27 protein-coding genes are annotated in these 26,295 nt (G+C 71.8%); 12 read left to right on the plus strand and 15 right to left on the minus strand.

Features of this window, described 5'->3' with window-relative positions; all coding sequences use genetic code 11:
* The first annotated feature begins 318 nt into the window (after window positions 1-318).
* Both F7Q99_RS08775 and glxA read left to right on the plus strand, forming a co-directional pair.
* Window positions 319-2,364, plus strand: coding sequence for a glycosyltransferase family 2 protein (locus F7Q99_RS08775; protein WP_153460769.1), 2,046 nt, complete (start codon window positions 319-321; stop codon window positions 2,362-2,364).
* 27 nt (window positions 2,365-2,391) lie between these two features.
* Window positions 2,392-4,323, plus strand: a complete 1,932-nt coding sequence (gene glxA / locus F7Q99_RS08780; protein WP_456114930.1) for a radical copper oxidase GlxA — start codon at window positions 2,392-2,394, stop codon at window positions 4,321-4,323.
* 27 nt (window positions 4,324-4,350) lie between these two features.
* On the opposite strand, the gene F7Q99_RS08785 is transcribed toward glxA, so the two are convergent.
* The 3 genes from F7Q99_RS08785 to F7Q99_RS08795 form a co-directional block, all read right to left on the minus strand.
* Window positions 4,351-5,283 (minus strand): glycoside hydrolase family 6 protein, encoded by a 933-nt coding sequence (locus tag F7Q99_RS08785; RefSeq protein WP_230210178.1) that lies wholly within the window; start codon window positions 5,281-5,283, stop codon window positions 4,351-4,353.
* 300 nt (window positions 5,284-5,583) lie between these two features.
* On the minus strand, window positions 5,584-6,312 hold the full coding sequence (locus tag F7Q99_RS08790; protein WP_326846443.1) for a uracil-DNA glycosylase: 729 nt from the start codon (window positions 6,310-6,312) through the stop codon (window positions 5,584-5,586).
* A gap of 211 nt (window positions 6,313-6,523) precedes the next feature.
* On the minus strand, window positions 6,524-7,303 hold the full coding sequence (locus F7Q99_RS08795) for an HAD-IIA family hydrolase (protein ID WP_326846444.1): 780 nt from the start codon (window positions 7,301-7,303) through the stop codon (window positions 6,524-6,526).
* Between the two features lie 209 nt (window positions 7,304-7,512).
* Here F7Q99_RS08795 and F7Q99_RS08800 point away from each other — a divergent pair, with 209 nt between their 5' ends.
* Window positions 7,513-8,580 carry a Gfo/Idh/MocA family oxidoreductase gene (locus F7Q99_RS08800; protein ID WP_195911024.1) on the plus strand — a complete coding sequence of 356 codons (1,068 nt, stop codon included), beginning with the start codon at window positions 7,513-7,515 and terminating at the stop codon, window positions 8,578-8,580.
* 25 nt (window positions 8,581-8,605) lie between these two features.
* Here F7Q99_RS08800 and F7Q99_RS08805 read toward each other — a convergent pair whose 3' ends face one another.
* Together F7Q99_RS08805 and F7Q99_RS42490 are read right to left on the minus strand one after the other, a co-directional pair.
* Window positions 8,606-9,028: a type II toxin-antitoxin system VapC family toxin gene (locus F7Q99_RS08805; RefSeq protein ID WP_326846445.1), complete on the minus strand. Its 423-nt coding sequence runs from the start codon at window positions 9,026-9,028 to the stop codon at window positions 8,606-8,608.
* Window positions 9,021-9,305 carry a type II toxin-antitoxin system Phd/YefM family antitoxin gene (locus tag F7Q99_RS42490; RefSeq protein WP_063349249.1) on the minus strand — a complete coding sequence of 95 codons (285 nt, stop codon included), beginning with the start codon at window positions 9,303-9,305 and terminating at the stop codon, window positions 9,021-9,023. The genes F7Q99_RS08805 and F7Q99_RS42490 overlap by 8 nt, the downstream gene beginning before the upstream one ends.
* A 122-nt stretch (window positions 9,306-9,427) precedes the next feature.
* Between F7Q99_RS42490 and F7Q99_RS08815 the strand changes: the two genes are divergently transcribed.
* The 5 genes from F7Q99_RS08815 to F7Q99_RS08835 all read left to right on the plus strand — a co-directional run bounded on the left by F7Q99_RS08815 (window position 9,428) and on the right by F7Q99_RS08835 (window position 13,012).
* Window positions 9,428-9,847, plus strand: coding sequence for a WXG100 family type VII secretion target (locus F7Q99_RS08815; RefSeq protein WP_153460771.1), 420 nt, complete (start codon window positions 9,428-9,430; stop codon window positions 9,845-9,847).
* Window positions 9,848-9,851: 4 nt separating this feature from the next.
* Window positions 9,852-11,321 carry a hypothetical protein gene (locus tag F7Q99_RS08820; RefSeq protein WP_153460772.1) on the plus strand — a complete coding sequence of 490 codons (1,470 nt, stop codon included), beginning with the start codon at window positions 9,852-9,854 and terminating at the stop codon, window positions 11,319-11,321.
* A gap of 164 nt (window positions 11,322-11,485) precedes the next feature.
* A complete protein-coding gene (locus F7Q99_RS08825; protein WP_153460773.1) occupies window positions 11,486-11,851 on the plus strand; it encodes a hypothetical protein in 366 nt (121 codons plus the stop codon).
* 98 nt (window positions 11,852-11,949) lie between these two features.
* Window positions 11,950-12,243 (plus strand): DUF6412 domain-containing protein, encoded by a 294-nt coding sequence (locus F7Q99_RS08830; protein WP_153460774.1) that lies wholly within the window; start codon window positions 11,950-11,952, stop codon window positions 12,241-12,243.
* Between the two features lie 79 nt (window positions 12,244-12,322).
* Window positions 12,323-13,012, plus strand: coding sequence for a YidC/Oxa1 family membrane protein insertase (locus tag F7Q99_RS08835; RefSeq protein ID WP_153460775.1), 690 nt, complete (start codon window positions 12,323-12,325; stop codon window positions 13,010-13,012).
* Between the two features lie 90 nt (window positions 13,013-13,102).
* Here F7Q99_RS08835 and F7Q99_RS08840 read toward each other — a convergent pair whose 3' ends face one another.
* Window positions 13,103-13,525 (minus strand): GNAT family N-acetyltransferase, encoded by a 423-nt coding sequence (locus tag F7Q99_RS08840; RefSeq protein WP_153460776.1) that lies wholly within the window; start codon window positions 13,523-13,525, stop codon window positions 13,103-13,105.
* A 136-nt stretch (window positions 13,526-13,661) separates the two neighbouring features.
* Between F7Q99_RS08840 and F7Q99_RS08845 the strand changes: the two genes are divergently transcribed.
* From F7Q99_RS08845 to F7Q99_RS40345, 4 genes are all read left to right on the plus strand, one after another.
* Entirely contained in the window at window positions 13,662-14,429 is a 768-nt protein-coding gene (locus F7Q99_RS08845; RefSeq protein ID WP_153460777.1) for a CDP-alcohol phosphatidyltransferase family protein, read from the plus strand.
* A 231-nt stretch (window positions 14,430-14,660) separates the two neighbouring features.
* A complete protein-coding gene (locus tag F7Q99_RS08850; RefSeq protein WP_153460778.1) occupies window positions 14,661-16,439 on the plus strand; it encodes a hypothetical protein in 1,779 nt (592 codons plus the stop codon).
* A 107-nt stretch (window positions 16,440-16,546) separates the two neighbouring features.
* Complete coding sequence (locus F7Q99_RS08855) at window positions 16,547-16,939, plus strand: hypothetical protein (protein WP_153460779.1); 393 nt, start codon at window positions 16,547-16,549, stop codon at window positions 16,937-16,939.
* A 175-nt stretch (window positions 16,940-17,114) separates the two neighbouring features.
* Window positions 17,115-17,504: a hypothetical protein gene (locus F7Q99_RS40345; RefSeq protein ID WP_195911025.1), complete on the plus strand. Its 390-nt coding sequence runs from the start codon at window positions 17,115-17,117 to the stop codon at window positions 17,502-17,504.
* Between the two features lie 138 nt (window positions 17,505-17,642).
* Here the strand turns inward: F7Q99_RS40345 and F7Q99_RS08865 are convergent, their stop codons facing one another.
* The 9 genes from F7Q99_RS08865 to F7Q99_RS08905 form a co-directional block, all read right to left on the minus strand.
* A complete protein-coding gene (locus F7Q99_RS08865; protein WP_153460780.1) occupies window positions 17,643-18,413 on the minus strand; it encodes an ABC transporter permease in 771 nt (256 codons plus the stop codon).
* A complete protein-coding gene (locus F7Q99_RS08870) occupies window positions 18,410-19,336 on the minus strand; it encodes an ATP-binding cassette domain-containing protein (RefSeq protein WP_153460781.1) in 927 nt (308 codons plus the stop codon). Before F7Q99_RS08870 ends, F7Q99_RS08865 begins: the two co-directional genes overlap by 4 nt.
* A complete protein-coding gene (locus tag F7Q99_RS08875) occupies window positions 19,336-20,172 on the minus strand; it encodes a DUF4097 family beta strand repeat-containing protein (RefSeq protein ID WP_153460782.1) in 837 nt (278 codons plus the stop codon). The genes F7Q99_RS08870 and F7Q99_RS08875 overlap by 1 nt, the downstream gene beginning before the upstream one ends.
* A gap of 87 nt (window positions 20,173-20,259) precedes the next feature.
* On the minus strand, window positions 20,260-20,805 hold the full coding sequence (locus F7Q99_RS08880; protein WP_153460783.1) for a toxin-antitoxin system HicB family antitoxin: 546 nt from the start codon (window positions 20,803-20,805) through the stop codon (window positions 20,260-20,262).
* 147 nt (window positions 20,806-20,952) lie between these two features.
* Window positions 20,953-22,014 carry an adenosine deaminase gene (locus tag F7Q99_RS08885; protein ID WP_326847183.1) on the minus strand — a complete coding sequence of 354 codons (1,062 nt, stop codon included), beginning with the start codon at window positions 22,012-22,014 and terminating at the stop codon, window positions 20,953-20,955.
* A gap of 85 nt (window positions 22,015-22,099) precedes the next feature.
* Window positions 22,100-23,605, minus strand: coding sequence for a DUF445 domain-containing protein (locus F7Q99_RS08890; protein ID WP_407697844.1), 1,506 nt, complete (start codon window positions 23,603-23,605; stop codon window positions 22,100-22,102).
* A 67-nt stretch (window positions 23,606-23,672) separates the two neighbouring features.
* Window positions 23,673-24,632 (minus strand): ABC transporter ATP-binding protein, encoded by a 960-nt coding sequence (locus F7Q99_RS08895; protein WP_153460784.1) that lies wholly within the window; start codon window positions 24,630-24,632, stop codon window positions 23,673-23,675.
* Window positions 24,633-24,659: 27 nt separating this feature from the next.
* The gene (locus F7Q99_RS08900) at window positions 24,660-25,487 is read right to left on the minus strand and encodes an ABC transporter permease (protein ID WP_407697757.1); all 828 of its coding nucleotides are present in this window, start codon (window positions 25,485-25,487) and stop codon (window positions 24,660-24,662) included.
* Window positions 25,480-26,292, minus strand: a complete 813-nt coding sequence (locus tag F7Q99_RS08905; RefSeq protein WP_153460785.1) for an ABC transporter permease — start codon at window positions 26,290-26,292, stop codon at window positions 25,480-25,482. Before F7Q99_RS08905 ends, F7Q99_RS08900 begins: the two co-directional genes overlap by 8 nt.
* Window positions 26,293-26,295: the final 3 nt, after the last annotated feature.

Here is a 26,295-nt window from a genome sequence, read left to right on the forward strand (position 1 = left end):
CCCAGGTTGGCTTAGAACCATAGTATCTTCATGCTTGCGTGCTGATCATTTCCAGTACCGGTTGCGATCTCCGGTGCCCTCAGCGAGAGTTGGGCATGTCCAGGATCTCGCGCACCCGGAGGGGAAGCTGGGAGTGCGCGGGATCCTGCATTTCGCAGCCACCGCACCGCCGCACAATTCAATCGATTGCCCACGCATTCACGCGCTGAACGGCCCGGAAACTGCCTGAAAGACCGCAGTTCGCCGGGCCGTGTTCTGCCCGGGCGACTCGACGGCACGGCACAGCAAGACCAAGCAGCACTCCGGGGGGAGTAGAACATGACGATGCCGTTCTCGCGCCAGCGAAACGCCGGGACGGCCCACGGACGAGACGGCGCAGAGGCCGACGGCGCCCTGGCCACCGTTCCCGTCCCCGAAGCCCCTTACGACTACGCCCACTTCAGCCGACTCGCCGGCGCGGCCGTCGACCCCGACGAAGGCGTCCACCCGAACGACGGCCCCACGAGCGGAGCGGACGGCGAACCGTACCGCGTCCGGTACCGCAGCCTGCTGCGCCGCGAGCCGCACCGGATCCGCGCGGCCCTGCTGCTGATGGCCGCCCCGGTGGTGGAGGCGGTGCTGCTCATCTGGCTGCTGTTACCGGAGCACTGGCCCGAGCGCCCCGGGGAGGAGCACGCCTGGGTGCTGGTCTGCGACAAGGTGATGATCGGGATCATCGCCGTCGTCGAGGTGTTCCGGCTGGTCAACGTCGTCTCCAACACCCACGCGACCCTCGTCGCCCGCGACCCGGTACCCGTCACGCCCGAACGGGGCACCCGGGTCGCGTTCCTGACCACCTGCGTGCCCGGCAAGGAGCCGCCGGAGATGGTCCGGGCCACCCTCTTCGCCGCGCGCAACGTGCGGCACGAAGGCCCGTACGACGTCTGGCTGTTGGACGAGGGGAACGATCCCACGATGCGCGCGCTCTGCGCCGAGCTGGGCGTCCGCCACTTCAGCCGCCTCGGCCGGCCGCACTGGAACCAGCCCAAGGGCCGGTTTCGCGCCAAGAGCAAGCACGGCAACTACAACGCCTGGCTCCAGGCGCACGGCGACGACTACGACTTCTGGGTCGCCGTCGACACCGACCACGTCCCGCTGCCGGACATCTGCGAACGCATGCTCGGCTACTTCCGGGATCCCGACGTGGCATTCGTGGTCGGACCCCAGGTGTACGGGAACTACCGGAGCTCCGGCTCGTCGGTCACCAAATTCTCCGAGAGCCAGCAGTACCTCTTCCACGCGCTCATCCAGCGCGCCGGAAACCGTTACGGCGCACCGATGTTCGTGGGCACCAACAACGCGGTACGAATCCGCGCGCTCCAGTCGATCGGCGGGTTGTCCGACTCCATCACGGAGGATATGGCGACCGGTCTGGAGTTCCACCACAGCCGAAACCCCGACAGCGGTGCACGCTGGAAGTCCGTCTACACCCCGGACGTTCTCGCCGTCGGCGAAGGCCCGTCCTCCTGGACCGACTTCTTCTCGCAGCAACTGCGCTGGAGCCGCGGCACCTACGAGACCCTGCTCACCCAGTACTGGCGGGTGCTCTGGAAGCTCTCGCCCGGGCGGCTGCTCAACTACACGCTGATGGTGTGCTTCTACCCGATGGCCGCGCTGACCTGGCTGCTCGGCGGCCTGTCCAGCGTGCTCTACCTGGTCTTCGGGGCCTCCGGCGTCCACGTCTCCTCCGAGATCTGGATGATGCTCTACAGCGACGCCGCCGCCCTCCAGGTCCTGCTCTACACCTGGAACCGCAAGCACAACGTGAGCCCGCACGAGCCGGCCGGCTCCTCCGGGGTCGCCGGCATGGTGATGTCGGCGCTCTGCGGCCCGGTCTACGCGGCCTCGCTGGTGCAGGCGGTGCTGCGGCGGCGCAGCCGCTTCGTCGTCACACCGAAGGGCGACGCGGCCAGCCCTGACCGGTTCGCCACCTTCCGGCTGCACCTGTTCTGGACGCTGGTGTTCGGCGGCGCGATCACCGCGTCCTTCTTCACCGGGTACGACCATGCGGCCATGCGCACCTGGGCGTTCATCGCCGTGTTCCTGACGGTGCTGCCGATGCTGGTGCTGGCCGCCGACGCCGTCCGCCGACGCCGCGCCCGGCCCACCGCCACCCTCACCGTCACCGGCGGCCACCCGGCGGCCCCGGTCGTCCGACTCGACCGTCACAACCGACGCGGCCGTCCCGACCGGCCGGGCCCGCTGGACTCGCCCACCGTCGAGCTCCGGAGGCCGGCGGCCCCGCTCGACCAGCCCACCGTCGAGCTCAGAAAGCCGCCGCTGCCCGGCACGCCCGAGCACGCCGCGCCCACCACCATCCGCTGAGCCCGCCTCACGAGGGGACCGACCACCGTGAAGATCCACAACGCCGGCCGGACCAGGCGCTACGCCCTCGGCAGCACGGTCGCACTGACCGTCGCCGGGATGAACGCGCCGGCCGTCCTCGGCTTCGCCACCGACCAGTACCACCAGTACGTGATCAACCGCGCCGAGTACAAGGCCGAGTACGGCCACTGGCAGACCCTCACCCTGCCCGCCGACTTCCGGGTCAACGCCGTCCACGCCTCGCTGCTGCGCACCGGCAAGGTGCTCATCGTGGCCGGCTCCGGCAACGACGAGAAGCACTTCAACGCGGGCACCTTCAAGAGCCTGCTCTGGGATCCTGCCGGCAACACCTACAAGCTGATACCCACCCCGGACGACATGTTCTGCGGCGGCCACACCTCGCTGCCCGACGGACGGCTGCTGGTCGCCGGCGGCACCCAGCGCTACGAGAAGCTCGACGGCGCGGTGAAGAAGGCCGCCGGCACCATGCGGGTGCGCAACGAGAGCCCCGACCGCGCCCGGACGTTCCCCAAGGGCACCGTCTTCGTCGCCTCGAACGGCCGCGAGTACGCCACCACCGCCCCGGTGACCGTCCCGGCCGCGGTCAAGACCGGTTCCGGCAGCCGGACCGTCGTCACGGCCAGCGAGCAGCACGTCTTCGTCGAGGCCGTCGGCGAGGGCGGGGACTACGTGACCGATGGCCGCGCCCAGTACCGGATCAAGGGCCTGACCTCCGTCGACGCCCACAACCTGTACGGCATGAGCGACAAGATGACCCTGGAGAAGCAGGAGTACCAGGGCATCCGCTCGGCGTTCGAGTTCAACCCGGACACCGAACTGTACGAGCAGGTCACCGACATGGCACACGCCCGGTGGTACCCGACCCTGACCGGGCTCGGTGACGGCCGGGTGGTCACCGTCTCCGGGCTGGACGACACCGGGCAGATCCTCAACGGCAACGACAACGAGATCTACGACCCGAAGAACAAGACCTGGGCCAAGGCCCCCGACCGGTACTTCCCCACCTACCCCTCGATCTTCCTGACCACCTCGGGCAAGCTCTTCTACTCCGGCTCCAACGCCGGCTACGGCCCGGCCGACAAGGGCCGCGAACCCGGCCTGTGGGACCTCGCGGACAACACCTTCCAGCCCGTCCCCGGCCTGCGCGACCCGGCCCTGACCGAGACCTCCTCCTCGGTGCTGCTGCCGCCCGCGCAGGCGCAGAAGGTCATGGTGCTCGGCGGCGGGGGCGTCGGCGAGTCGCCGCTGTCCACCGCCCGCACCGACATCGCCGACCTCTCCGCCGCCAAGCCCGCCTTCACCCCCGGCCCGGACCTGCCGGCCGGCGGCACCCGCTACCTCAACAGCGTGATCCTGCCGGACGACACCGTGTTCACCACGGGCGGCTCCAGCGGCTACCGCGGCAAGAGCGGCAGCGACCTGCTCAAGGCGCAGGTGTACCACCCGGACACCAACGCCTTCACCACCGCCGCCGAGCCGGCCGTCGGCCGCAACTACCACTCCGAGGCGCTGCTGCTCCCGGACGGCCGGGTCGCCGTCCTCGGCTCCAACCCGCTCTTCGCGGACGAGGCCAACACCACGCCGGGCGGCTTCGAGCAGCGGATCGAGATCTACACCCCGGCGTACCTGTTCCACGGTGACCGCCCGCAGCTCACCGCCGTCCCGGAGGGCGCGAAGCTCGGCAGCACCGTCCGGGTCGGCGCCGCGCGGCCGGAGGCGGTCGCCACCGCCAAGCTGATCCGGCCGAGTTCGGTCACCCACGTGACCGACGTCGACCAGCGCTCGGTGGCCCTGGACATCACCGGGCGCACGGCCGACGGCGTCTCGCTCACCCTGCCGGACAACCCCAATCTGCTGCCGCCCGGCTGGTACATGCTGTTCCTGACGGACGCCGCCGGGACGCCGTCGCTGGCGCGCTGGATCCAGGTCACCGGGTAGGCGTTCAGGGCGGCCCGTCGGCGTTGCTCAGCGGGCCGCCCTCGCCAGCCCCAGCGCGTACGGCAGCCAGAACTCGCCCGCCCGGGGCTCGCCGCGGCCGCACTCGCCGTCGGACTCGCCCGGATTCTTGATCCACAGGTAGGCGTCCACCCCGGGCCGGCCGGTGTCGGCGGTCGGCGGATCGCCGAGCGCACGGCCCGGCGGGTTGCACCAGGCGTCGCCGCCCAGCGGGCCGTTGCCGTTGCGGCTGGTGTCGATGACGAAGTGCTTCCCGCCCAGCGCGGCGGAGAGCCGGCCGCCGTACTCCGCGTCGCGGTCGGTGCCGTAGAAGTTCGAGACGTTCACCGCGAAGCCGTCCGCCGCGCCGATCCCGGACCTGCGCAACGCCTCCGCCATCGCCGAAGGATCCTGTGCCCAGCCGGGGTTGCCCGCGTCCAGGTAGACCCGCACCTGCGGACGCTTCTTCAACTCCTGGACGGCGAAGGCCAGCAGGCCGTACCGCTCGGCGGCGACGTCGCCCTTGACCCCGCAGGAGTCCAAGGTGTGCGCGACCGCGTCCGGCTCCAGGACCACCCAGGCCCTGCGGTCGCCGAGCGCCTCCGCGACGCCGGTGATCCAGGACCGGTAGGAGGCTGCGTCGGCCGCGCCGCCGGCCGAGTAGAGGCCGCAGTCGCGGTGCGGGATGTTGTAGGCGACGAAGACCGGCGTCCGGTCCGACTCGGCGGCTCGGCGGCTCACCTGCTCCGCGATGCCCCTGGCCGCCTCCTCGCCGAGCCACTGCGAGGAGGGCTGGGCGGCGATCCTGAGCAGCGCGTCCGCTTCCGCCGTCCGGCCCTGGCCGCGCAGATCCGCCAACTGGCGGGCGGCGGAGGTCCGGTCGGAGACGTAGAAGGCCTGGCCGGGGAGCTGCGCGAGGCCGGAGCCGTCGCCGTCCGCCGGGGTGGGCGTGGGCATCGGCATGGCGGCGCTCGGCGCGGCCGTCGCGCCGCCGGCCGATCCCCCCGTCGACCCGCCACAGCCCGCGGCACCCGCCAACAACCCCACCAGGGCCGCCCCCACGGCCCATCGGACACCCGCAATCCGCCCTACTCGGCGCACGATCCGCCCTCCCAGACCCCGTCCGGCGACAGGGTCGGGCACCAGCTAAGCACACCGCGCGCAGGCCGGCGGCCACCGTCGGTGAACAACGGATGACCACGAACGGACGGGTGACGCCCGCCCGTTCGCCCCGCCCGTCCCTCCGCCCGGTGCGCCGCGTGGTCAGCTCTGCTTGATGTTGGGCACCTGCCAGTCGATCGGCTCGACGCCGAACCCGTCCAGCGCCGCGTTGATCTGCGAGAACGGACGGCTGCCGAAGAACAGCTTGGCCGACAGCGGCGACGGGTGCGCGCCCTGCACCACCACGTGCTTGGACGTGTCGATCAGCGGCAGCTTCTTCTTCGCGTAGTTGCCCCACAGCACGAAGACCACCGGCTCGTCGCGCTCGCTCACCGCCTTGATCACGGCGTCGGTGAACTTCTCCCAGCCCTTCGCCTTGTGCGAGTTGGCCTCGTGCGCGCGCACCGTGAGCACCGCGTTGAGCAGCAGCACGCCCTGCTCGGCCCAGTGCATCAGGTAGCCGTTGTCCGGCGCCGGGATGCCGAGGTCGGCGTCCAGCTCCTTGAAGATGTTGCGCAGCGACGGCGGCGTCTTGGTGCCGGGCAGCACCGAGAAGCTCATGCCGTGGGCCTGGCCGTCGTCGTGGTACGGGTCCTGGCCGAGCACGAGCACGCGGACCTTCTCGTACGGCGTGGCCTCCAGCGCGGCGAACTCCTGGCCGCTCGGCGGGAACACCTGGTGCTCCGCGCGCTGGGCCGCCACGAAGGCCGCCAGCTCGGCGAAGTACGGCTTCTCCGTCTCGGCGCCCAGCACCGCGCGCCACGACTCGGGCAGCTCCAGCCCGCCGCCCGCGCCGGCCTCGACCACGCCCGCCTCGACCGTGTCCGTCACGACATCTACCTCCCACACCGCGGCCTTCGGGCCGCATGCCCTCTTTCACCCCGAACGCTACACAGGCCCACTGACACTGACGGTCGTAGGTGGGTTCGGTGGTAGTGGCCCACTCGACGGGGAACTCGGCGCGGAACTCGGTGCGGAACCGGACGAACGGGGCCCGCCCCGGCCATCGGCCGGAACGGGGCCCGTGACGGCAGCGCGGACGCTAGACCAGGTCGACCAGGTCCGCGACCGACTTGACCACCCGGGTCGGCCGGTACGGGAAGCGCTCCACGTCGGCGGCGGCGGTGAGGCCGGTGAGCACCAGGATGGTCTCCATGCCGGCCTCCATGCCCGCGACGATGTCGGTGTCCATCCGGTCGCCGATCATCACGGCGGACTCGGAGTGGGCGCCGGCGGTGTTCAGCGCCTCCCGCATCATCAGCGGGTTGGGCTTGCCCACGAAGTACGGCTCGACGCCGGTCGCCTTGGTGATCAGCGCCGCGACCGAGCCGGTGGCCGGCAGCACGCCCTCGGTGGACGGGCCGGTCTCGTCCGGGTTGGTGCAGATGAACCGGGCACCCTGGTTGATCAGGCGGATCGCCTTGGTCAGCGCTTCGAAGCTGTAGGTGCGGGTCTCGCCGAGGACGACGTAGTCCGGGTTGTTGTCGGTCAGCACGTAACCGGCCTGGTACAGCGCGGTGGTGAGGCCCGCCTCGCCGATCACGTACGCGGTGCCGCCCGGGCGCTGGCCCTTGAGGAACTTGGCGGTGGCCAGGGCCGAGGTCCAGATGCACTCCTCCGGCACCTCCAGGCCCATGCCGGCCAGGCGGGCGCTGAGGTCGCGCGGGGTGTAGATCGAGTTGTTGGTGAGGACCAGGAACGGCTTGCCGGACTCCCGCAGCCGACGCAGGAACTCCTCCGCGCCGGGGACGGGCGTGCCCTCGTGGATGAGGACCCCGTCCATGTCGGTCAGCCAGGACTCGATGGGCTTGCGCTCTGCCACGTGCGTGTCTCCCGAAGTGTTGCAACGTCTTGCGATGGCCCTGACGCGGCACAGCCTAATCCGCACGCCAGGCCGACGGCATCACGTCCCGCCCGCCGGAATACGGCCAGGCAGTTGCGCCTGGACCGCCCCGACCACGCGCAGGCCGTCTTCCCCGACCCCTCCGGTGAAACCGGGAGCAACCGGGCACCACGTGATTGAGTGGGCGCATGAGCCCCGAGACCCCCATCCGCGTCGGCCTGATCGGCTACGGCCTGGCCGGCTCCGCCTTCCACGCCCCGCTCATCGCCACCACGCCCGGGCTGCGGCTGGACGCCGTGGTGACGGCCAACCCGGAGCGCCGCGCCCAGCTGCACCGCGAACACCCCGACGCCCGCGCGGTCGACACCCCCGAGCAGCTGCTGGCCGATCCGGCCGCGCTCGACCTCGTCGTCATCGCCACCCCCAACCGCACCCACGCCCCGCTCGCCCGCGCCGCCCTGCGCGCCGGGCTGGCCACCGTCGTCGACAAGCCACTGGCCGGCACCGCCGACGAGGCGCTGGAGCTGTGCCGGCTCGCCGAGTCGCAGAACGTCCTGCTGTCGGTCTTCCAGAACCGGCGCTGGGACGGCGACTTCCTCACCGCCGCCCGGCTGGTCCGCGGCGGCGCGCTCGGCCGGGTGCACCGCTTCGAGTCCCGCTTCGAACGGTTCCGCCCCAAGCCCAAGCCCGGCTGGCGCGAGCTCGCCGACCCCGCCGAGGCCGGCGGCACCCTGTACGACCTGGGCAGCCACCTCGTCGACCAGGCGCTCACCCTGTTCGGGCCGGTCGAGTCGGTGTACGCGGAGATCGACGTCCTCCGGGACGGCGCGGTAGTCGACGACGACGCCTTCCTCGCCCTCACGCACGCCTCCGGCACCCGCTCACACCTGTGGACCAGCGCCCTCACCCCGCTGCTCGGCCCCCGGATGCGGGTGCTCGGCGACACCGCCGGCTACGTCAAGTCCGGCATGGACCCGCAGGAGTCCGACCTCCGCGCAGGCCTCCGCCCCGACGGCACCCACCCCTGGGGCGTCGACCAGCCCGTCCACTACGGCACCCTCGGCACCGACGAGTCCGCGATCACCCTCCCCACCGACCCCGGCGACTACCCCGCCTACTACGCCGCCATCGCCACCGCCCTGACCGCCCCCGGCACCCCGCCGCCCGTCGACCCGCGCGACGCGGTGGCCACCCTCACCATCCTCGAAGCCGCCCGCACCTCCGCCGCCACGGGCTCGACCGTCCGGCTGGCCTGAACGGAGGCGAGCGCGGCGGCGGCCGTCAGACGCCGATGATCTCCACCGCGGATCCCAGGCCCCGGAAGTCCGCCACGTTGCGGGTGTACAGCGGCAGGCCGTGCGCGGAGGCGACCGCGGCGATCATCAGGTCGATCCGGCGCGGCCGCGGCTGGCGGCCTGCCGCGATGGTGAGGGTGACGAGGGTGCCGTACCGGGCGGCGGCGGCCGCGTCGAACGGCAGCGGGTCGAAGTCGGCCATCGCCGCGCCCAGCACCTCCAGCCGGGACGCGCGGCTGACCGGGTCGCGGGCCATCGACACGCCCTGCTGCAGTTCGGCGAAGGTGATCGCGGTCAGCTCCGGCACGGCCGGCAGATCGGCCGGGCTGAGCAGCGCCAGGTCGATGTACACGCAGGTGTCGAGCACGCCGGCCGGCCGCCGCCGGGCCGACCGGCGACGCTCAGCCACGACGCCGCTCGAACGGGTCGTCGCCCTCGTCCCCCACCAGTTCCTCCGGGCCGAAGTACTCCTCGGCCTCCTTGCGCATCTGCTGGTAGTCCACCCGCGGCAGCTTCACGTGCCGCGCCACCAGTTCCTCCGCCGTCAGCCGGCGCCGTCCCGACACCGGGCGCAGCTCCGCGACCTCGACCCCGTTCCTGGTGATGTGGAAGGTCTCCCCCGCCTCCACCGCGTCCATCACCGCGGCGGAGTTGTTCCGGAACTCCCGCTGGGTAATCGTCTTCATCCCTCCACGGTAGCCCCGCGTAGCACACACGGCTACACCTCGCGTCCGCGCAACTCCGCCTCCCGGCCCCGATGTGTCCGATAGGTTCAGGCACAATCGTTCGATTTGAGGGGGGCCCTGCCGTGGCCGACACCAGCGAGAAGGACCAGAACCCCTGGCTGTACGGCCAGGACAGTCCACCGACAGCGGGACCGCTCGCCCCGCACCGCACCACCGGACCGTGGGCGGGCGCCGAGAGCTCGGGCGCCCCCGTCCTCGTACAGCCGGCGGTACTCCAGCAGGCCGCCAGCGAATCGCGCCGGCTGCGCGGCGAGCTGAAGAGCTCCGTCACCCGTGCCGAGCCGGACACGGCGGCAGCAGTCCAGGCGCTGGCGGACGGGTGGGCCGGCGGACCCGCCCTGTCGCAGGCGCTCACCTGGTGGAAGTCCCGCTGGACCAGCCTCGACAACCGGCTCGGCCTGGCCGCCGATCGTCTCGACGCCACTGCCCGGGGCTACCGTGCCGCCGACAACTCCGCCGCCACCTCGTTCAAGGGACCGTGAGCCCGTGGTGACCTTCGCCCAGCTCCGTCAAGCCTCCTTCGACTCCCTCGACCACGCGGGCGACACCTGGAGCGGCGTATCCGGCCACGTGGAACAGCTCGGTTCCCAGGTCCGGTCCGGCGTCCTCCACCCCTTGGCGGGCGGCGGCCCCTACTCCTCCCCGTCCGCTGCGAACCGGCCGTGGACCGGCGCGGCGGCCAACGAGGCGGTGCGTGAGATCGAGCTGCTGGCTGACGAGTTGCACGCCTTTCACTTCGAGGCGCTGGCCATCTCCGCCGCACTGCACCGCGCCAAGACGGCCTTCGCCGAAGCCAAGCAGAATCTGCTCCGGGCGATCGGCGACGCCGAGGCCCTGGGAGCGACCGTGGCCGAGGGCGGCGCGGTCACGCTGCCCGGATTGCCGCCAGAGGAGCGCAACGACCCCGAGGCGATCGCGTACCAGAAGCGGAAGTGGGACGAGGTCCAGCACCACGTCCAGGTCATGACCGCCGCCGTGGCCGCGGCCACCGAAGCGGACTCCGCGATGGCGACCGCCCTGCGCGCCCTCAACCCCGAGGAGGTCGATCCGGCGACGCATCCCGACGGCGTGCAGAACGCCAAGGACGATGTCATACGTGCGATCGGCATGCCCGGGGACCGCAAGGACGTGCCGGGCTGGTGGGCCGCCCTCGACCCCGCTGTTCGGGCGCAGCTCCTCGAAATGGACCCGAACGGACTGGTCGCGAAGGGGGTGCTCGATCCGACGTACCAGTGGAGGGCACCCAATGACGGCGCCGGGCCGTACCACGTCCGGGAGCCCGGCGCAGACGACCGGAAAGCCCAGCTGACGGCCTACGGGCTCGTCGCGGGCGGCACGTTCTCAGGGAACGAGGACGCGGCGCGGCACATGCTCCACTACCTCGACGGCAGCGGGCAGCCGCTGACCGTGGACGTGGACCGCATGATGCGCGACGACCCGAGATTTCGCGCGCACATCGAGGGTCTCCTGTCCGAGAAGGAGTCCGAGTGGCGGCAGACTGCCCTGGACGCCTACCAGAAGGCAGGCGGTTCGCCGGTCGCGATACCCGTGGAGACGGAGCGCAACCACGCGAACGACTTCACCTTCGACCCGGAGCAGCAGTCGAACTGGTTCAAGGCCATAGGCAGTCAGGCCTGTGTCGTCTCGGGCGTTGTCACGGTGAAGCCGGGACAGGACGGGAAACCGGTGGTTTCCACGCAGTACCAGGTCAACGTGTGGGACCGCTACAACTGGGATCCAGGGAAGTCGACGGACATCGCAGGTATGAACATCACGGATGCCGACATGGCGAAGCTTCACCAAACCGGTCTGGCTCAGGAGTACGACGTCAACGGGCGAAGCACCCCGTCGACCTGGACCGGCAGCGGCGGCTCGCCCGTCCAGCCCGCCGGCACCGGTGAGCGGAACGCGGACCGTGACGGAACGGTCTCGGATCCGGGGAGGCAGGCTCGGTGAGGACGGGTTCGCGGCAGCGGGGGCGTCGGTGGGTTCGCGTCCTCGTCGTGCTCTCGCTCACGGTGGTGGCGGTCGCAGGTGCATGCGTGGCGGTGTCGGTGTGGTTGTTCACCGATTCCACGCGGGGAACGGGCTGGAGCAGCGAAGGGCCGTCGTCCCAGGTCGTGGAGTTCACGCGGGTTCGGCCGCCCGGGTCGGCGAGCGAGTTGCGGTGGGCGTACCAGAAGGGGTTCCAGGACGACCTGGCCGTGCTCTCGTTCCGGTTGCCGCCGGGTGAGGAGGCGGGGTTCCTGGCCGGGCTGGGGATCACGGTGAGGCCTAGCGGCAAGCGGCCCCTCGACGACCTCCCGCGGCGAGGGTTCCAGCAGGCCGGGGCGCCGGATCCGGGTGGGGCCGGGGCGTTGCGGGACGGGTCGTTCCTCGCCGAGCCGCTGCCCGGTCACAGCAAGCGCCTCAGCGCCACGGTGTGGCTGGCGTCGGAGGCGGACGGCGGCACGCGCGCGTGGGTGTACGCGATGGATGCCCCGTGAGGGATTTACGGTTCGAAGGGGGAACCCGGCAGATCGTAGGATCGTCATCAACGTCCGGAACCCAATGAAGCCGGCAGAGACCGAGGAGGGAGCGCGTCATGGCGGTTGTCGCGATGCTGCTCGGCCTGCTCCGGGTGCTGACCGGGGAGATGTCTGCCGAAGGCGGGACGCTCGCGTCGGCGGCGGCGGTCGCGGCCGTGGTGCTGCTGGCCGGGGCCGTCGCGGGGACGCTGGCCGGGGCACGGTTGCTGGGGGCGCGGGCGCCCGCGGCGGTGCGCGACGGTGTGCTGCGGCGCCGGGCGTTCCGTACGGCCTTCCTGTCGCAGCGTGATCCGGACGCCCGGGGCCGGCGACGCCCCAGGGCACCGGGTGCGGCCCAGGCGGCCGCGTAGTCCTCAGTTCTTCCGCCGTCCTGCGCGGCCGCCCTCCGCCGATCACTCATTCCCGAGACCCCGGAGGGCTCGCTTCACCATGTCCGTTCTCGCCGTTCTCGACCCGGCCGTCGCCGTGGCGCACACCGTCGTCGCCGCGCTCGCCCACGTCGTCCCTACCGCGCTCGCGATCGTCCTGTTCACCGTCGCCGTCCGCCTCGCCCTGCACCCGCTGGCGCGGGCGGCGGCGCGCGGGGAGAAGGCGCGGGCGCGGCTCGCGCCGAAGATCGCCGAGCTGAACCGCAAGCACAAGAACCGCCCGGAGAAGCTCCGCGAGGCGCTGGCGGAGCTGCACCAGAAGGAGCAGGTGTCGCCGGCCGCGGGCTGTCTGCCGGCGCTGGTGCAGATCCCGTTCTTCTCGGTGATGTACCGCCTGTTCACCACCCCGAACGACCTGCTCGACCACACCCTGTTCGGCGCCCCGCTCGGCCTGCACGTCGGGAGCGCGCAGGGCGCCGGGCAGCTGGCGGTGTTCGGGGTGCTGTACGCCGGGCTGGCGGCCGTGGCGTACATCAACTTCCGGCGGGCCCGGCGTGCGGCGGCGGCGCAGCCGAGCGCGCAGGCGGGGACGGCGTTCCTGCCGTACCTGTCGTTCGGCACGGTGCTGTTCGCGGCGCTGGTGCCGCTGGCGGCGGCGCTGTACCTGCTGACCTCGGGGGTCTGGTCCGCCGCCGAGCGGGCGTGGCTGCACCGGGGCGGCGCGCCGGTGCCGTCCGTGGTGATGGCGTGATCACAGCACGGATGATCACAGCACAGACGATCAGCGCCGGAACGATCGGCGTCGGCACGGTCAGAGCTCGGACGGTAGGAGCACGGACGGTCAGCGCCCGGCCGTGAAGTCCCAGGCGTACACCACCTGCCGCGGCTCCGGATCGCCGCCGGCGGCGCGGTAGGTGGCCCGGGCGGCCGGGTTGTCCTCCTCGGTGACGGTCCACATGGCGTGGCAGCCGCGCTCGCGGGCGAGGTCGGCGAGCGCGGCGATCAGGGCGCGGCCGATGCCGTGGCCCCGGTGCGGTTCGTCGACGCCGAGCTCGTAGAGGAAGAGTTCGGTGCCCTTGTCGGGGTGGGTGGTCTCGACGCCGGTGACCATGCCCGCCGGTGTGCCGTCGTCGGTGTAGGCGATGAGCAGGTGGTGGCGGTCGTCGGCGAGGAAGCGGGCGGTCGCGTCGGGCAGCGGGGGCGCGTCGAAGAGGTGCCCGGCGGCGTGGACGTCGGCGGCGTCGGTGATGCGTCGGATCTCCATGCCACGATCCAAGGTCCGCGTGCGGAGGAGGTCAAGACAGGCCCTACCCTGTGTGATCGTTCCCGGTCGCCGCTCCACGGTGATCGTTTCGGGACGGGGATCAGGACAGGGTTCGGGACAGGTGGAGGGAATCGTCATGGTGGCTGCTCCGGCGCTTTCGGAACTGCGCGAGGTGTGCCAGCCGCAGGCCAAGCTGCAGAGTCGCAACGGTGAGCACTGGGCGGGCCGGCTGTACATGCGCCGCCTGTCGCTGCGGACGACCCGGCAGCTGGTGCGGACCTCGGTGTCGCCGAACACCCTCACCTGGGTCATGGTGGTCTGCGGGGTCGGCGGCGGGGCGGCTCTGCTGATACCCGGCCCGGCGGGGGCCGTACTGGCGGCGGTGCTGTTCCAGCTGTTCCTGCTGTTCGACTGTGTGGACGGCGAAGTGGCGCGCTGGAAGCGCCGGTTCAGCATGGCGGGGGTGTACGTCGACCGGCTCGGCGCCTACCTGGCGGACGCGGCGCTGATGATCGGCGCGGGTGTGCGGGCGGCCCGGGGCGGGTCGGAGCTGTGGGTGTCGGTGGGCCTGGCGGCGGCGCTGGGCGTGGTGCTGCTGAAGGCCTCGACGGACCTGGTGGACGTGGCCCGCGCCCGCAGCGGCATGCCGCCGGCCGACGAGGAGTCGACCCAGCCGCGCTCGCAGGGCATCGCGACGGCCCGTCGGCTCGCGTCCGTTCTGAAGATCCACCGGGTGACGAACGGCATCGAGGCCTCACTGGTGCTGCTCGCGGCGGCCGTCGCGGACGCCGCGGCCGGCGGCCTCGGGCCGACCCGGGCGGCGGTGGCGGGGATCACGGTGATCACGTGGGGGATGGTCGTGGCGCACCTCGCGTCGATCCTCTCGTCGTCGCGACTGCGCTGACGGTCCGACAGATCGGCAACGGCCGGAGCCCGTCACCCTTTCCGGGTGGCGGGCTCCGGCCTTTTCGACAATCAGGGGTGGCGCCAGGACTGGGCGACGCCGAGCCGCACTTCACCGTCACCCCACCCCCAAGATCCTTTGGACTGCATATGCAGGTTGGCGATATATATAGCCGTGCGACTTGGGGGGTGCTCCTCCGGGAGCCCGCCGTACAGGGAGGGGTCAAGTCCAGTGCCTCAGACGTCCGTACGCACAAGCCCGGCCACAACCACCGCAGCCGAGCCGCCACCACCGGCGGAACGGCCCACCGGAAGACGACCGGCCCGCCGCTGGTTCTGGCCGGGGGCCCTGCTCGCCGGGTACGCCGCCGAAGTCCTGTTCCGGCTCCACCTCGTGCGTCAGCTCAGCTACCCGTCCATCCACCCCGACGAGGAGTCCTACCTCGTCCTCGCCCGGGTCCTGGCCGGCCACCAGATCACCGAAATGCCCGTCGGCGTCGTCATCCCGGGCGGCTACCCGCTCCTGGTCTCCCCGGCCCTGCGGATCGCCGACGACCCCGTCACCGCCTACCACCTGGTGCTGGGCACCAACGCCCTGCTCAACGCGCTGATCCTGCCCATCGCCTGGCTCGGCCTGCGCCGCCTCGGCCTGGACCGGCCGCAGGCCTACGCGTTCGCCGCCGCCACCGCGCTGCTGCCACCGCTGATCTTCTACTCCGAGTTCGCGATGACGGACACCGTCATGCCAGTGCTGATCCTCGCGTGGCTGCTCTGCATGCACGGCTGGCTGAGCGACGGCTCGCTGCGGCGCCGCGCCTGGTACGCCGCCGGGACGGGCGCGACCGCCGCCTACGCGATGGCCACGCACGACCGCGGCGGAGTCGTCGTCGCCGTCACCGCAGTGGTGTTCGTCGGCGTCCTGCTGCTGCGCTGGGCGCCCTGGCGCACAGTCGTCGCGGGCCTCGGCGCGCTGGGCACGGGCCTCGCGGGCGGCAAACTGCTGAACGCGTGGCTGCACGCGCAGTTCACGGTGCCGGCCAGCGACGTCGGCGGCTTCCTGTGGAAGGGCCTGACGGACCCGGAGGCCACCCGGCGGACCCTGACCCGGACGGTCGGCCAGATCTGGTACTTCATCATCTCGACTTGGGGCATCGGCGGACTGGCCGTCGCCGTCTGCCTGTTCGCCGTCTTCAGCAAGCGCTTCCCGCGCCCGCACCGGATCACCGGCGGGGTCATGGTGGCACTGCTGGCCGGCACCGCGCTGGCCGCGGCGGCCGCACTGCCGGACGACAAGCGGATCGACGACTGGGTGTACGCCCGCTACGCGTCCTACCTCGTCCCGGCGGCCTTCACGGTCGGCGCCGCGGTGCTGTGCCGGTTCCGGCGCCGCACGCTGGGCGGGGCGCTGGCCGGAGCGGCCGGGCTCACGCTGGTGCTCGGCGAGGCGGTGATCCGGTCGGCCGGCTCGCTGCTCAGGACGCAGCTCTTCATCCCCTGGGGCATGCCCGACGCCCTGTTCCTCGCCGACGACTGGGGCGCACTGCGGATCATGCGGACGACCGCCGCGGCGTTCGCCGTGCTCGGCGTCGTGGTGCTGCTGCGACTGCTCGCCCGGCGCCGGGCGGTCTGGGCCGGTGTCGCGCTGGCGCTGTTCGCCGGGTACGCCACGGTCACCATCACCGAGCAGATCAGCTACCCGCACTCGAACTGGCGCAAGGGCACCGCCACCGGCTTCACCCGGAGCGCCGGGATCCGCCCGGACGACAGCGTGGTGTTCAGCTGGGACACCGACTGGGCGCTGCGCGGTACCCAGGCCTTCGAGGTCTACCGCGGCCGCGTCTGGTTCCGGGACCCGCTCACCCAGCCGATCCCCGCGGCAGCGACGGTGGTCGTCACCGCGCCCGCCCCGGAGGGCAAGGAGCCGGACTCCTCCTGGCCCGAGCGCCCCGCCGCGTGGTACGTCGAGCGGATCGACCGGCAGCAGGGGTGGATGATCTGGCGGAAGCACTGACATGAGGCATGCGCTGCACACATGAGGGTGTGGACATGACAAGATGAGGGTTCGTGGGCTCGCTATGGGGCCCGCCATCTTGAGGAGTGACGATCCTTATGCGACGCATGCGCACTCTCGCCGCCTCCGCGGCCTTCGCCGCCCTGCTCGGCGCCCCGCTCGCGTTCGGGCCAGTCGCGCAGGCTGCGGCTGCGCCCGCGGACGGGTGCGCCAAGGGCAACGTGTGCCTGTACTCGGCCAAGAACGCGCGGGGCACCATCGTCTGGCAGGCTCCGCTCTCGCAGATCCAGGGCTCCGACATCACCAACGTCAAGCCGACGGTGCAGGCGGCGTCGGTGCGCACGCCGCTGCCTGCCGGTGGCGACTGCTCGGTGGGCCTGTTCCCCGGATCCGGCCTCGGCGGCGACGCGAAGTGGGCCAACGGGCGCGCCACCAACCTGACCGACCCCGGCAGCAACGCGCCCATCGCGGTCGCCTCGATGTACGTGGACTGCGGCTGACCCAGACACCGGCAACAACTGCCGGAGGTAGCGATCACCTCCGATGGCATCTACATGCGCAGCAGCCTCCAGCCGGCTGCCGTCGCCCGACTCACCCCCCTCCGAATGGCGCGATCTCGTCGCTGCCATCAGGGCGGGCGAGTTCGACCACCAACTCCGGGGTAGCGAACCCATCATGAACACGACCATGCGAAACGTGCTGGTGACCGTTGCGACCGTGGCGGCCCTCGGTGCCGCCGCCGCCCCGGCTGCCGTCGCCGCTCCCTCCTCCGCCTCCACGCACGCCCAGACCCGTAACCCCAGCACCGTCAAGGCTGCCGCCTACAACCAGGCCCGCAGCATCCTCGCCCAGGCCGGCAGCCAGACCGCCGCCAAGTCCCACCCCGTCCACGGCAAGCCCGACGTCCCCGTCTCCTACGGCACGTCGCTCCTCGCCTCCGCCCGGGACGAGTTCCGTGCCGCGGACAAGAACCTCCCCCCGAAGGACAAGAAGTCCGACATGTCGATCGCCCACTACAACGCCATCCACAGCGCCGCCAAGACCATGGGCATCGACCGCTGGTAACTCTCACCGTTTCCCGGACGCCCGCGCCCTCCCCGGGTGCGGGCGTCTGCCTCCCCTGCCAATTCGGGCCCGAACGCGACCAAGGCCCGGGCGACGTTTGAGTCACCCGGGCCCCGCTTCCTACCGGCCGTACCCCTGTCACCGCCGGTAGAAGACACTCCTCGACCAGAAGAAGCCCACCAGCGTCAGCCCGGTGCACCAGGCCAGCGCGCTCCACGCGCTGTTCCCGATCTCCGTCCCCATCAACAACCCCCGCAGGGTCTCGATGATGGGCGTGAACGGCTGGTACTCGGCGAACCACCGCAGCGCGGTCGGCATCGAGTCCGGCGGCACGATCGCGCTGCCGATGAACGGCAGGAACGTCAGGGGCAGCGGCGTGTTGCTCGCGCTCTCCGGTGTCTTCGACACCAGGCCGATCCCCGCCGAGATCCAGGTCAGCGCCAGAATCACGAAGACCAGGAGCCCGATCGCCGCCAGCCACTCCACCGGACCGGCACTCGACCGGAACCCCATCGCGAAGGCCGCGCCGATCACCAGGGTCAGCGCGATGACCGTCTGTATCAGGCTCCCGACCACATGCCCCGTCAGGAACGCCGACCGCGAAATCGCCATCGTCCGGAACCGGTTGACGATCCCCTCGGTCATGTCGACGCACACGCCGACCGCCGTGGCCACCGACCCCGCCGTCGCCGCCATCAGCACGATCCCCGGCGTGACGTAGTCGATGTAGCTCCCGCCCCCGATCCCCGCTCCCAACGCGTCCCCGTAGGCGTAGTTGAAGAGCAGCAGGATCATCACGGGCATCAACACGACCGAGAACGTCATCGCCGGATACCGCAGCGCGTGCTTCAGGTTCCGCCGCAGCATGGTCAGCGAGTCGCTGACCACGTAGCTCATCGAAGCGCTCATCGCGCACCCTCCCCCGTCAGCGTGAGGAACACGTCGTCCAGGTCCGCCGTCTCCACGACCAGCGACTCCGCCCGCACCGACGCGTTGTCGAGCGCGTCCAGAACCGCCTTCACCGTGAGCACCGAGTTGTCGCCGGGAATATCCAGCCCCAGCGCCTCGGGATCCGCCGTCGCGTACCCGAACAGCGCTGCCGCCGCGTCGAGTTGGCCGGCGTCCGCGAACTGCACCCGGATCCGCCCGCCCGGGACGATCCGCTTGAGCTCCTCGGCCGTGCCCTCCGCGACGATCCGCCCGCCGTCCAGGACCGCGATCCGGTCGGCGAGTTGGTCCGCCTCCTCCAGGTACTGCGTGGTGAGGAAGATCGTCACCCCGTGGTCCGCGGCCAGCCCCCGGATGATCTCCCACATCGTCCGCCGGCTCCGCGGATCCAGGCCCGTCGTCGGCTCGTCCAGGAAGATCACCCGCGGATCGCCGACCAGCGTCATCGCCAGGTCGAGCTTGCGCCGCATCCCGCCCGAGAAGGTGGTGACCGGCTTGCGCGCCGCCTCCGTGAGATCGAACCGCCGCAGCAGTTCCTCCGCCCGCCTCCGCCCCTCCCGACGGCGAAGGTGGTTGAGGTCCGACATCAGCATCAGGTTCTCCTCGGCCGTCAACAGGTTGTCCACCGCCGAGAACTGCCCGGTGACCCCGATCGCCGCCCGTACCGCGTCCGCCTCGCGGACCACGTCGTGCCCGGCCACCCGGGCCGCCCCGCCGTCCGCCGGGATCAGCGTGGACAGGATCTCCACCGTCGTCGTCTTCCCCGCCCCGTTGGGCCCCAGCAGCGCGAACACGCTGCCCTCCGGGATCTCCAGGTCGACGCCCTTCAGCACCGCCTTGTCCCCGTACGCCTTGGTCAGTCCGACCGTCGAGATCGCCGCCATCACGAACGCCGGATCTCAATGTCGCCCAGCTCGGTGTGGCCGCGGACCTCGACGGTCTCCCGGGCCTCGCCCGGGCCGGCCGCCGCGCCCAGCTGGTTGCGCAGCCGGCCGACCTTGCTGTGGATGTCGAGCCAGGCCGCCGTACCCTCCGCGATGCCGACCTCCAGGTCCCCCAGGCTGGTCTGCAGCGTGACCTGGCCGCGCTCCACCCGGCCGATCCGGATCGGGCCGTTCGCCGTCTTGGCGTCCACCCCCGCGTGCGCGGTGCCGACCTCGATCCGGCCGAAGGAGGAGTTGACCTTGAGGTTTCCGTGGACCTCGGCGACCTCGGTGTCGCCGTTGCTGTTCTTGACCGTCAGCGTGCCCCCGACGGTGCCGATCTCGATCCGGCCGAGTCCGGAGACCTCGGCGTCCCCGTCGGACGACTCCAGCCGGACGTCCCCGTGGTCGGTCTTGAGCCACGCGTTCGCCGCGTGCTCCACCTGGATCCGGCCGAGCGAGGTCTTCAGCCGGCAGTCCCCGAGCGGACCCTCGGTGACGAAGTTCGCCAGCGGGGCGTCGCCGTGGACCTCCGAGCCGGCCGGCAGCTCGATCAGGACCTCGACGGAACCGACCCTGCCGAACACGTTGCGCTTGCGGGGGCCCTTCAGGGTGAGCCGCCCGCCGGCGAAGTCGACCTTGGTCTGCTGCGCGGCCTTGACGTCCAGCTCGACGTCGGCGGTGGCCGGCGCGACGTGGACGACGACGTCGGTGCGCTTGCTCGCGCTGACCCGCACCGAGGCGATGTCGAACTCGATGACGGCGGTGATCGGTCCGGTGGTCTCGTACGTAGGCATGGTAGTCCCGTCCTTGTGGCTCTGTGGTGGTTCTGAAGGGTGTTCCCGCTGGTCGGAGCGGGGGTGACGTCGTGGCGCGGAGAAGCGTTACTGGACCCAGCCGGTGTAGCCCTGCCCGCGGCCGCGCCGGGGCTGGGCGGCCGGCCTGGCGACCGGCTCACCGCCCTCCAGCGCGCCCGTCAGGGCCCGGACCAGCCAGGCGTTGAGCGAGAGGCCCTCCTGCCCGGCGGCCTCCTCGGCCCGGGCCTTGAGGTGGGCCGGGAGGCGGAGGTTGATGCGGGCGGTGCCGCCCTCCTCCGGCTCCGGCACTGCGGACGGCATCACGGGTGGCACCGCCGACACCATCGGTGGCACCACGGGCGGCACCTCATGGACGAACTGGTCGGCGCCGGGCGGCACGGTGACCACGAACTCGGGGTCGAGCCCGCGCAACCGCACGTCCACGGAGCCCGGCGCGAGCTCACGGGTGATCTCGCCCATGGCGGCCGAGAGCGCGTTGAGCAGGGTGAGCCGCACGGCCGACTCCAGCGGCAGCGTCAGCCGCTCGGCCAGCGCACGGGCTTCCTCCCCGCCCGCGCCCGCGGCCACCGCGAGCTCGTTCCGAAGGTTTTCGACGTACGGCGTGAGGTCCATGGCTCAAGCATGGCACGGCAGTGGCGCCATGTCGAGCCCTTTTGGCGCCACGATGGCGCCACTGCCTGAACGAGTGGTGCCGCACAACGGAGAACCGCCCTGCCGGCCGAGGCCGACAGGGCGGTTCACCAGGGAAAACGCGAGCAACTAGCTCTGCTGCCACCCGGCCAGGTACGTGTCGATCTCCCCGGTCAGCCGCTTCTTCCCGGCCGCGTCCAGGAAGGACGCCTCCACCGCGTTGCGCGCCAGCGCAGCCACCCCGGTCTCGTCCAGGCCCAGCAGCCGCGCCGCCACCGCGTACTCGGTGTTCAGGTCGGTGCCGAACATCGGCGGGTCGTCGCTGTTGACGGTGACCAGCACCCCGGCGTCCACCATCTGCTTGATCGGGTGGTCCTCGATCCGCTCCACGGCCCGGGTGGCGACGTTGGAGGTCGGGCACACCTCCAGCGGGATCCGGTGCTCGCCGAGGTGGTCGAGCAGCGCCCGGTCCTTGACGGCGTGCGTGCCGTGCCCGATCCGCTCGGCGCCCAGCACCCGCAGCGCGTCCCAGACCGTCTCCGGCCCCGTCGTCTCGCCGGCGTGCGGGACGGAGTGCAGTCCGATCGCGCGCGCCCGGTCGAAGTACGGCTTGAACTGCGGGCGCGGCACCCCGATCTCAGGGCCGCCGAGGCCGAAGCTGACGAGGCCCTCGGGGCCCAGCTCGGTGGCGAGCCGCGCGGTCACCTCGGCGGCCTCCAGGCCGGCCTCTCCCGGGATGTCGAAGCACCAGCGCAGCACGACGCCGAGCTCCTTCTCGGCGCGCACCCGGGCGTCCTCGATCGCCTCCATGAAGGCGACGTCCGGGATGCCCCGCTTGACCGAGGAGTACGGCGTGATGGTCAGCTCGGCGTAGCGGATGTTCTGCCGCGCCATGTCCTCGGCCACGCCGTAGGTGAGCGCACGGACGTCCTCGGCGTCGCGGATCAGGTCCACGACGCTCAGGTAGACCTCGATGAAGTGCGCGAAGTCGGTGAAGGTGAAGTACTCGGCGAGCGCCGCCGGGTCGGTCGGCACCTTCGACTGGCCCCGGTGCCGGGCGGCCAGTTCGGCGACGACACGCGGCGAGGCCGAGCCGACGTGGTGGACGTGCAGCTCCGCCTTGGGCATCCCGGCGATGAACGCCTCGATGCCGCCCTGGGCGGCGCCGCCCTGACCGCTGGGGTTTCCGATCCGACTTCCGTCCGGCTGGACCACGGTGGTTCCCTTCTTCCTTCAGCGCTTCTACGCGCGTATCGGCGTGCTGGCAAGGATATGCTCAGCCGCCGAGCGCGACGGCCACGGTGTGGATGAGCAGGCCGGCCATGGCGCCGACCACGGTGCCGTTGATCCGGATGAACTGCAGGTCACGGCCGACGTTGGCCTCGATCTTGCGGGAGGCGTCGTCGGCGTCCCAGCCCGCCACCGTCTCGGAGATCAGCGAGGTGATCTCGGCGCGGTAGGTCTCCACCAGGTACTGGGCGGCGTCCTGGAGCCAGCCGTCCACCTTGGCCTGGAGCTTGGGATCGGTGGCCAGGCGTGCGCCGAAGCTCCTCACGCCCTCGCGGATGCGCCGGCGCAGCTCGCTGTCCTCGTCCTCGGCCGCGTTCAGCACCAGGGTGCGCACGGCCGCCCAGGTGGAGGCGATCAGGTCCTGCACCTCGGGCCGGGCCAGCAGCTCCACCTTGGCCCGCTCGACGCGCGCGATGGTCTCCGGGTCGGTCTGCAGCTCGGTCGCGAAGTCGGCGAGGAAGTTGTCGATCGCGCCGCGAGCCGGGTGGTCGGGGTCGTCCCGGATGTCGGTGACGAACCGCATCAGCTCCTTGTAGACCCGCTCGCCGACCTGGTGGTCGATGAACTTGGGCGTCCAGCCGGGAGTCTTCTGGGAGACCCGCTGGACGACCTCCTCGTGGTTGGCGGTCAGCCAGCCGTGCGCCCGGACCGCGACCAGGTCGACCACGCCGTGGTGGCCGCCGTCCGCGACCACCTTGCCCAGCATCCGCCCCATCGGCTCGGCCACCGAGGTGGCCGCGGCCCGCCTGGTCACCGCCTCCCCGACGACCGCCTGCACGTCGTCGTCCCGGAGCACCGCGAGCACCCCGCGCAGCGCCGCCGAGGCCTCCTTGGTGACCCGCTCGGCACTGCCCGGCGCGGCCAGCCACTCCCCCAGCCGGCGGGCGATGCCGAGCGCGGCGAGCCGGCCGCGGACCACGTGGCCGGAGAGGAAGTTCTCCCCGACGAACTCGCCCAGCGTGCGCCCGAAGGCGTCCTTCTTGGTCGGGATGATCGCGGTGTGCGGGATCGGCAGGCCGAACGGGCGGCGGAACAGCGCCGTCACCGCGAACCAGTCGGCCAGCGCGCCGACCATGCCCGCCTCGGCTGCGGCCGCCACGTACCCGGCCCAGGCGCCCGCACCCGCCGCCTTGGCCCAGGTGGCGAGGGCGAAGACCAGGGTCGCGAAGGCCAGCAGGCCGGTCGCGATGGTCTTCATCCGGCGGACGCCGCGTCTCTTCTGCTCGTCGGCCGCGGTGAACCGGACCCCGGGGCCGGTCCCGCTGAAGGCTTCGTCACTCACCCCGCCAGTCTGCCCGCTGCCCGGCGCGAGCGGACGGCGTGCCCCGCAATCACGCGCCCTGCGGACTCCGGCTCGCACGCCCCGCGCTCCCGGCGATCGCGCGCGGGACCAACGCCTCCCTACGCCCCGCCCGGCTCCCGGTGCAGCTATCGCACCTCTGCGTGGTCCGCCTCTGGACGCCGCCGGGCGATGCAGCGTCAACTCGACCACCCGCCGGGGAGCCACACGTGCTCCCCGGCGGACGACGACAGCGGGACGAACGCCACGGCGCGCATGCTCAGCCGATCGCGACCTCCGTGTACATCCGGGCGATCACGTCCTCGATCGCCGGCTCGCGCACCGACAGGTCCACCAGCGGGTACCGCGCGGCCACCGCCGCCACGATCGGCGCGGCGCTCTCCTGCGCCGGGAAGGCCAGCCACTGCCTCGGCCCCTCGACCTTCACCACCCGGGCGCCGGGCACCACGATGGCCGCCCGTGACTCGGCGAGGTCGACGACCAGCGTCCGCTCGCTCTCGCCCGCCTCGTGCAGGCCGTCCAGCCCGCCGTCGTACACGACCCGGCCGTGGTCGATCACCATCACCCGGCCGCACAGCTGCTCGATGTCGGTCAGGTCGTGCGTGGTGAGCAGCACGGTGGTGCCGCGCTCGCGGTTCACCGCGCGCAGGAACTCGCGCACCCGGCCCTTGCTGACGACGTCCAGGCCGATGGTCGGCTCGTCCAGGTACAGCACCTGCGGGTCGTGCAGCAGCGCCGCCGCGAGGTCGCCGCGCATCCGCTGGCCGAGCGAGAGCTGCCGGACGGGCGTGTCCAACAACCCGTCGAGGTCGAGCAGCTCGACGCATCGGTCGAGGTTCTCGCGATATCGCCGGTCGGGGATGCGGTAGATCCGGCGGGCGAGTTCGAAGGAGTCGCGCAGCGGGAGGTCCCACCAGAGGGTGGTGCGCTGGCCGAAGACCACGCCGATCCGGCGGGCCAGCGCGACGCGTTCGCGGGCCGGGTCCACTCCGGCGACCCGCAGCCGGCCGCCGCTGGGGACGAGGATGCCGGTGAGCATCTTGATGGTGGTCGACTTGCCGGCGCCGTTCGGGCCGATGTAGCCGACGCACTCGCCGGCCTCGACGGTGAAGCTGAGCCCGTCCACCGCGCGCACCTCGCGCTTCTCCCGGCTGAACCGCCCGGTGCGGGCGCGGACGGTGAAGGTGCGGCGGACGTCTTCGAGTTCGATCAGTGCCATGGGAAGTGCTTTCTGTGGGAGGTGATTTCAGCTGCCGGTGCCCCGGTACGCCCGGAGACCGGTGCGCCAGGCGAGCCCGGCGGCGGCCGCGCAGAGCGCGGCGGCGAGCGGGGAGGCGTACTGGAAGGCGGTGGGCAGGCCGAGCGGGTCGGGACGGCCGAGGACGTGCAGCGCGGGCAGCCAGTTGACGAAGGCCAGCGGGACGCCGAAGACCACGCCGGCGACCAGTTCCTTGGCGAAGATCGTCGGCGGGTAGTGCAGCAGGGTGGCGCCGCCGTAGGTGACGGAGTTCTGGATCTCCTTGGCCTCGCCCCACCAGAACTGGACGGTCGCGGTGCCGATCCAGATCGCGCCGAAGATGACGCAGCCGCAGAGCAGCAGGGCGGGCACCAGCAGCACCCGGTCCCACGTCCACGTCACGTCCAGGGCGGCCAGCGACCAGACCAGCACGACCAGGGCCTGGATCGGGCGACCGAGCCGGCGCAGCGAGAAGCGTTCGGCGCACAGCTGGGAGAGGGCCGGCGCGGGCCGGATCAGCATGGTGTCCAGCGTCCCGTTGACGATCCGCGCGCCGAGGCCGTCGATCGAGCCGACCAGCAGGTTGGCGATGCCGAGGGCGAAGGTCGCGGTGGCGTAGAGGAAGGCCAGCTCGGGCAGGGTCCAGCCGCCGAGCCGGTCGGTGTGCTGGAACATCAGCACCAGCACGACGAAGTCCAGCGACTGCGTGACCAGGCTCGCGCCGAGGGTCAGCGCGAACGAGGCCCGGTAGGCCATCGTCGAGCGCATCCACATCGCGGCGCACAGCCGCCAGGACCGGACCGCCCAGCGGGTCCGGGCGATCAGGGGCTCAGCCACCCTGGACCACCACCCTGCGGGTCGCCAGCAGTTGGGCGGCCCGGCCGGCGCCGAGCAGCGCGACGGCCCAGGCGAGCTGGAAGCCGAGCGCCCCGAGCAGTCCGGCGCCGGTCCGGCGCTCCAGGAAGACGTCCGTCGGCACCTGCACCAGCGCGGCCCAGGGCAGCACCGGCGCGACGTCGCCGAGCAGGCCGGGGAAGAGCCCGATCGGCAGCAGCATCCCGGAGAAGAACATCGAGACCACGAGCATCACCGACCGCACCCCCTCCGAGTCGTGCAGCCAGAAGCCGGTGATCGAGACGAGGAAGCGCAGCCCGAAGCTGACGACGACCGCGAGCAGTACCGAGAGCAAAAAGAAGGCCCAGGTCAGCGGTTGTTCCGGCATCCGGGTGCGGAACACCAGCGCGCCGACCAGCAGCGGCACGGTGCCGCGGACCAGCAGCTGGAAGGCGGCCCGGCCGAGGTCGGTGGCCAGCCACCAGCCCTGGAAGTCGACCGGGCGGTAGAGGTCGACGGCGATGTCCCCGCTGCGGAAGCGGTCCTGGAGGTCGTCCTGGAAGCCGCCGCCCCACACGGCGACGGTGACCAGCAGCGCCTGGCTGACCCAGATGTAGGTGACGGCCTGGCTCTGGTCGTAGCCGCCGAGGTTCGGGCGGGCCTGCCAGAGGGCGAGGAAGGAGGAGGCCAGGATGATGCCGAAGACGGTGTTGGTGAAGGCGCCGGCCAGGGTGGCGGCGCGGTAGGTGGAGTAGCGGCGGAAGGCGCCGCGCGCGACGGCGGCGTAAAGCCCGGGCGCATTCGGCATATT

The organism is Streptomyces kaniharaensis (assembly GCF_009569385.1).
Classification (GTDB): Bacteria; Actinomycetota; Actinomycetes; order Streptomycetales; family Streptomycetaceae; genus Kitasatospora; species Kitasatospora kaniharaensis.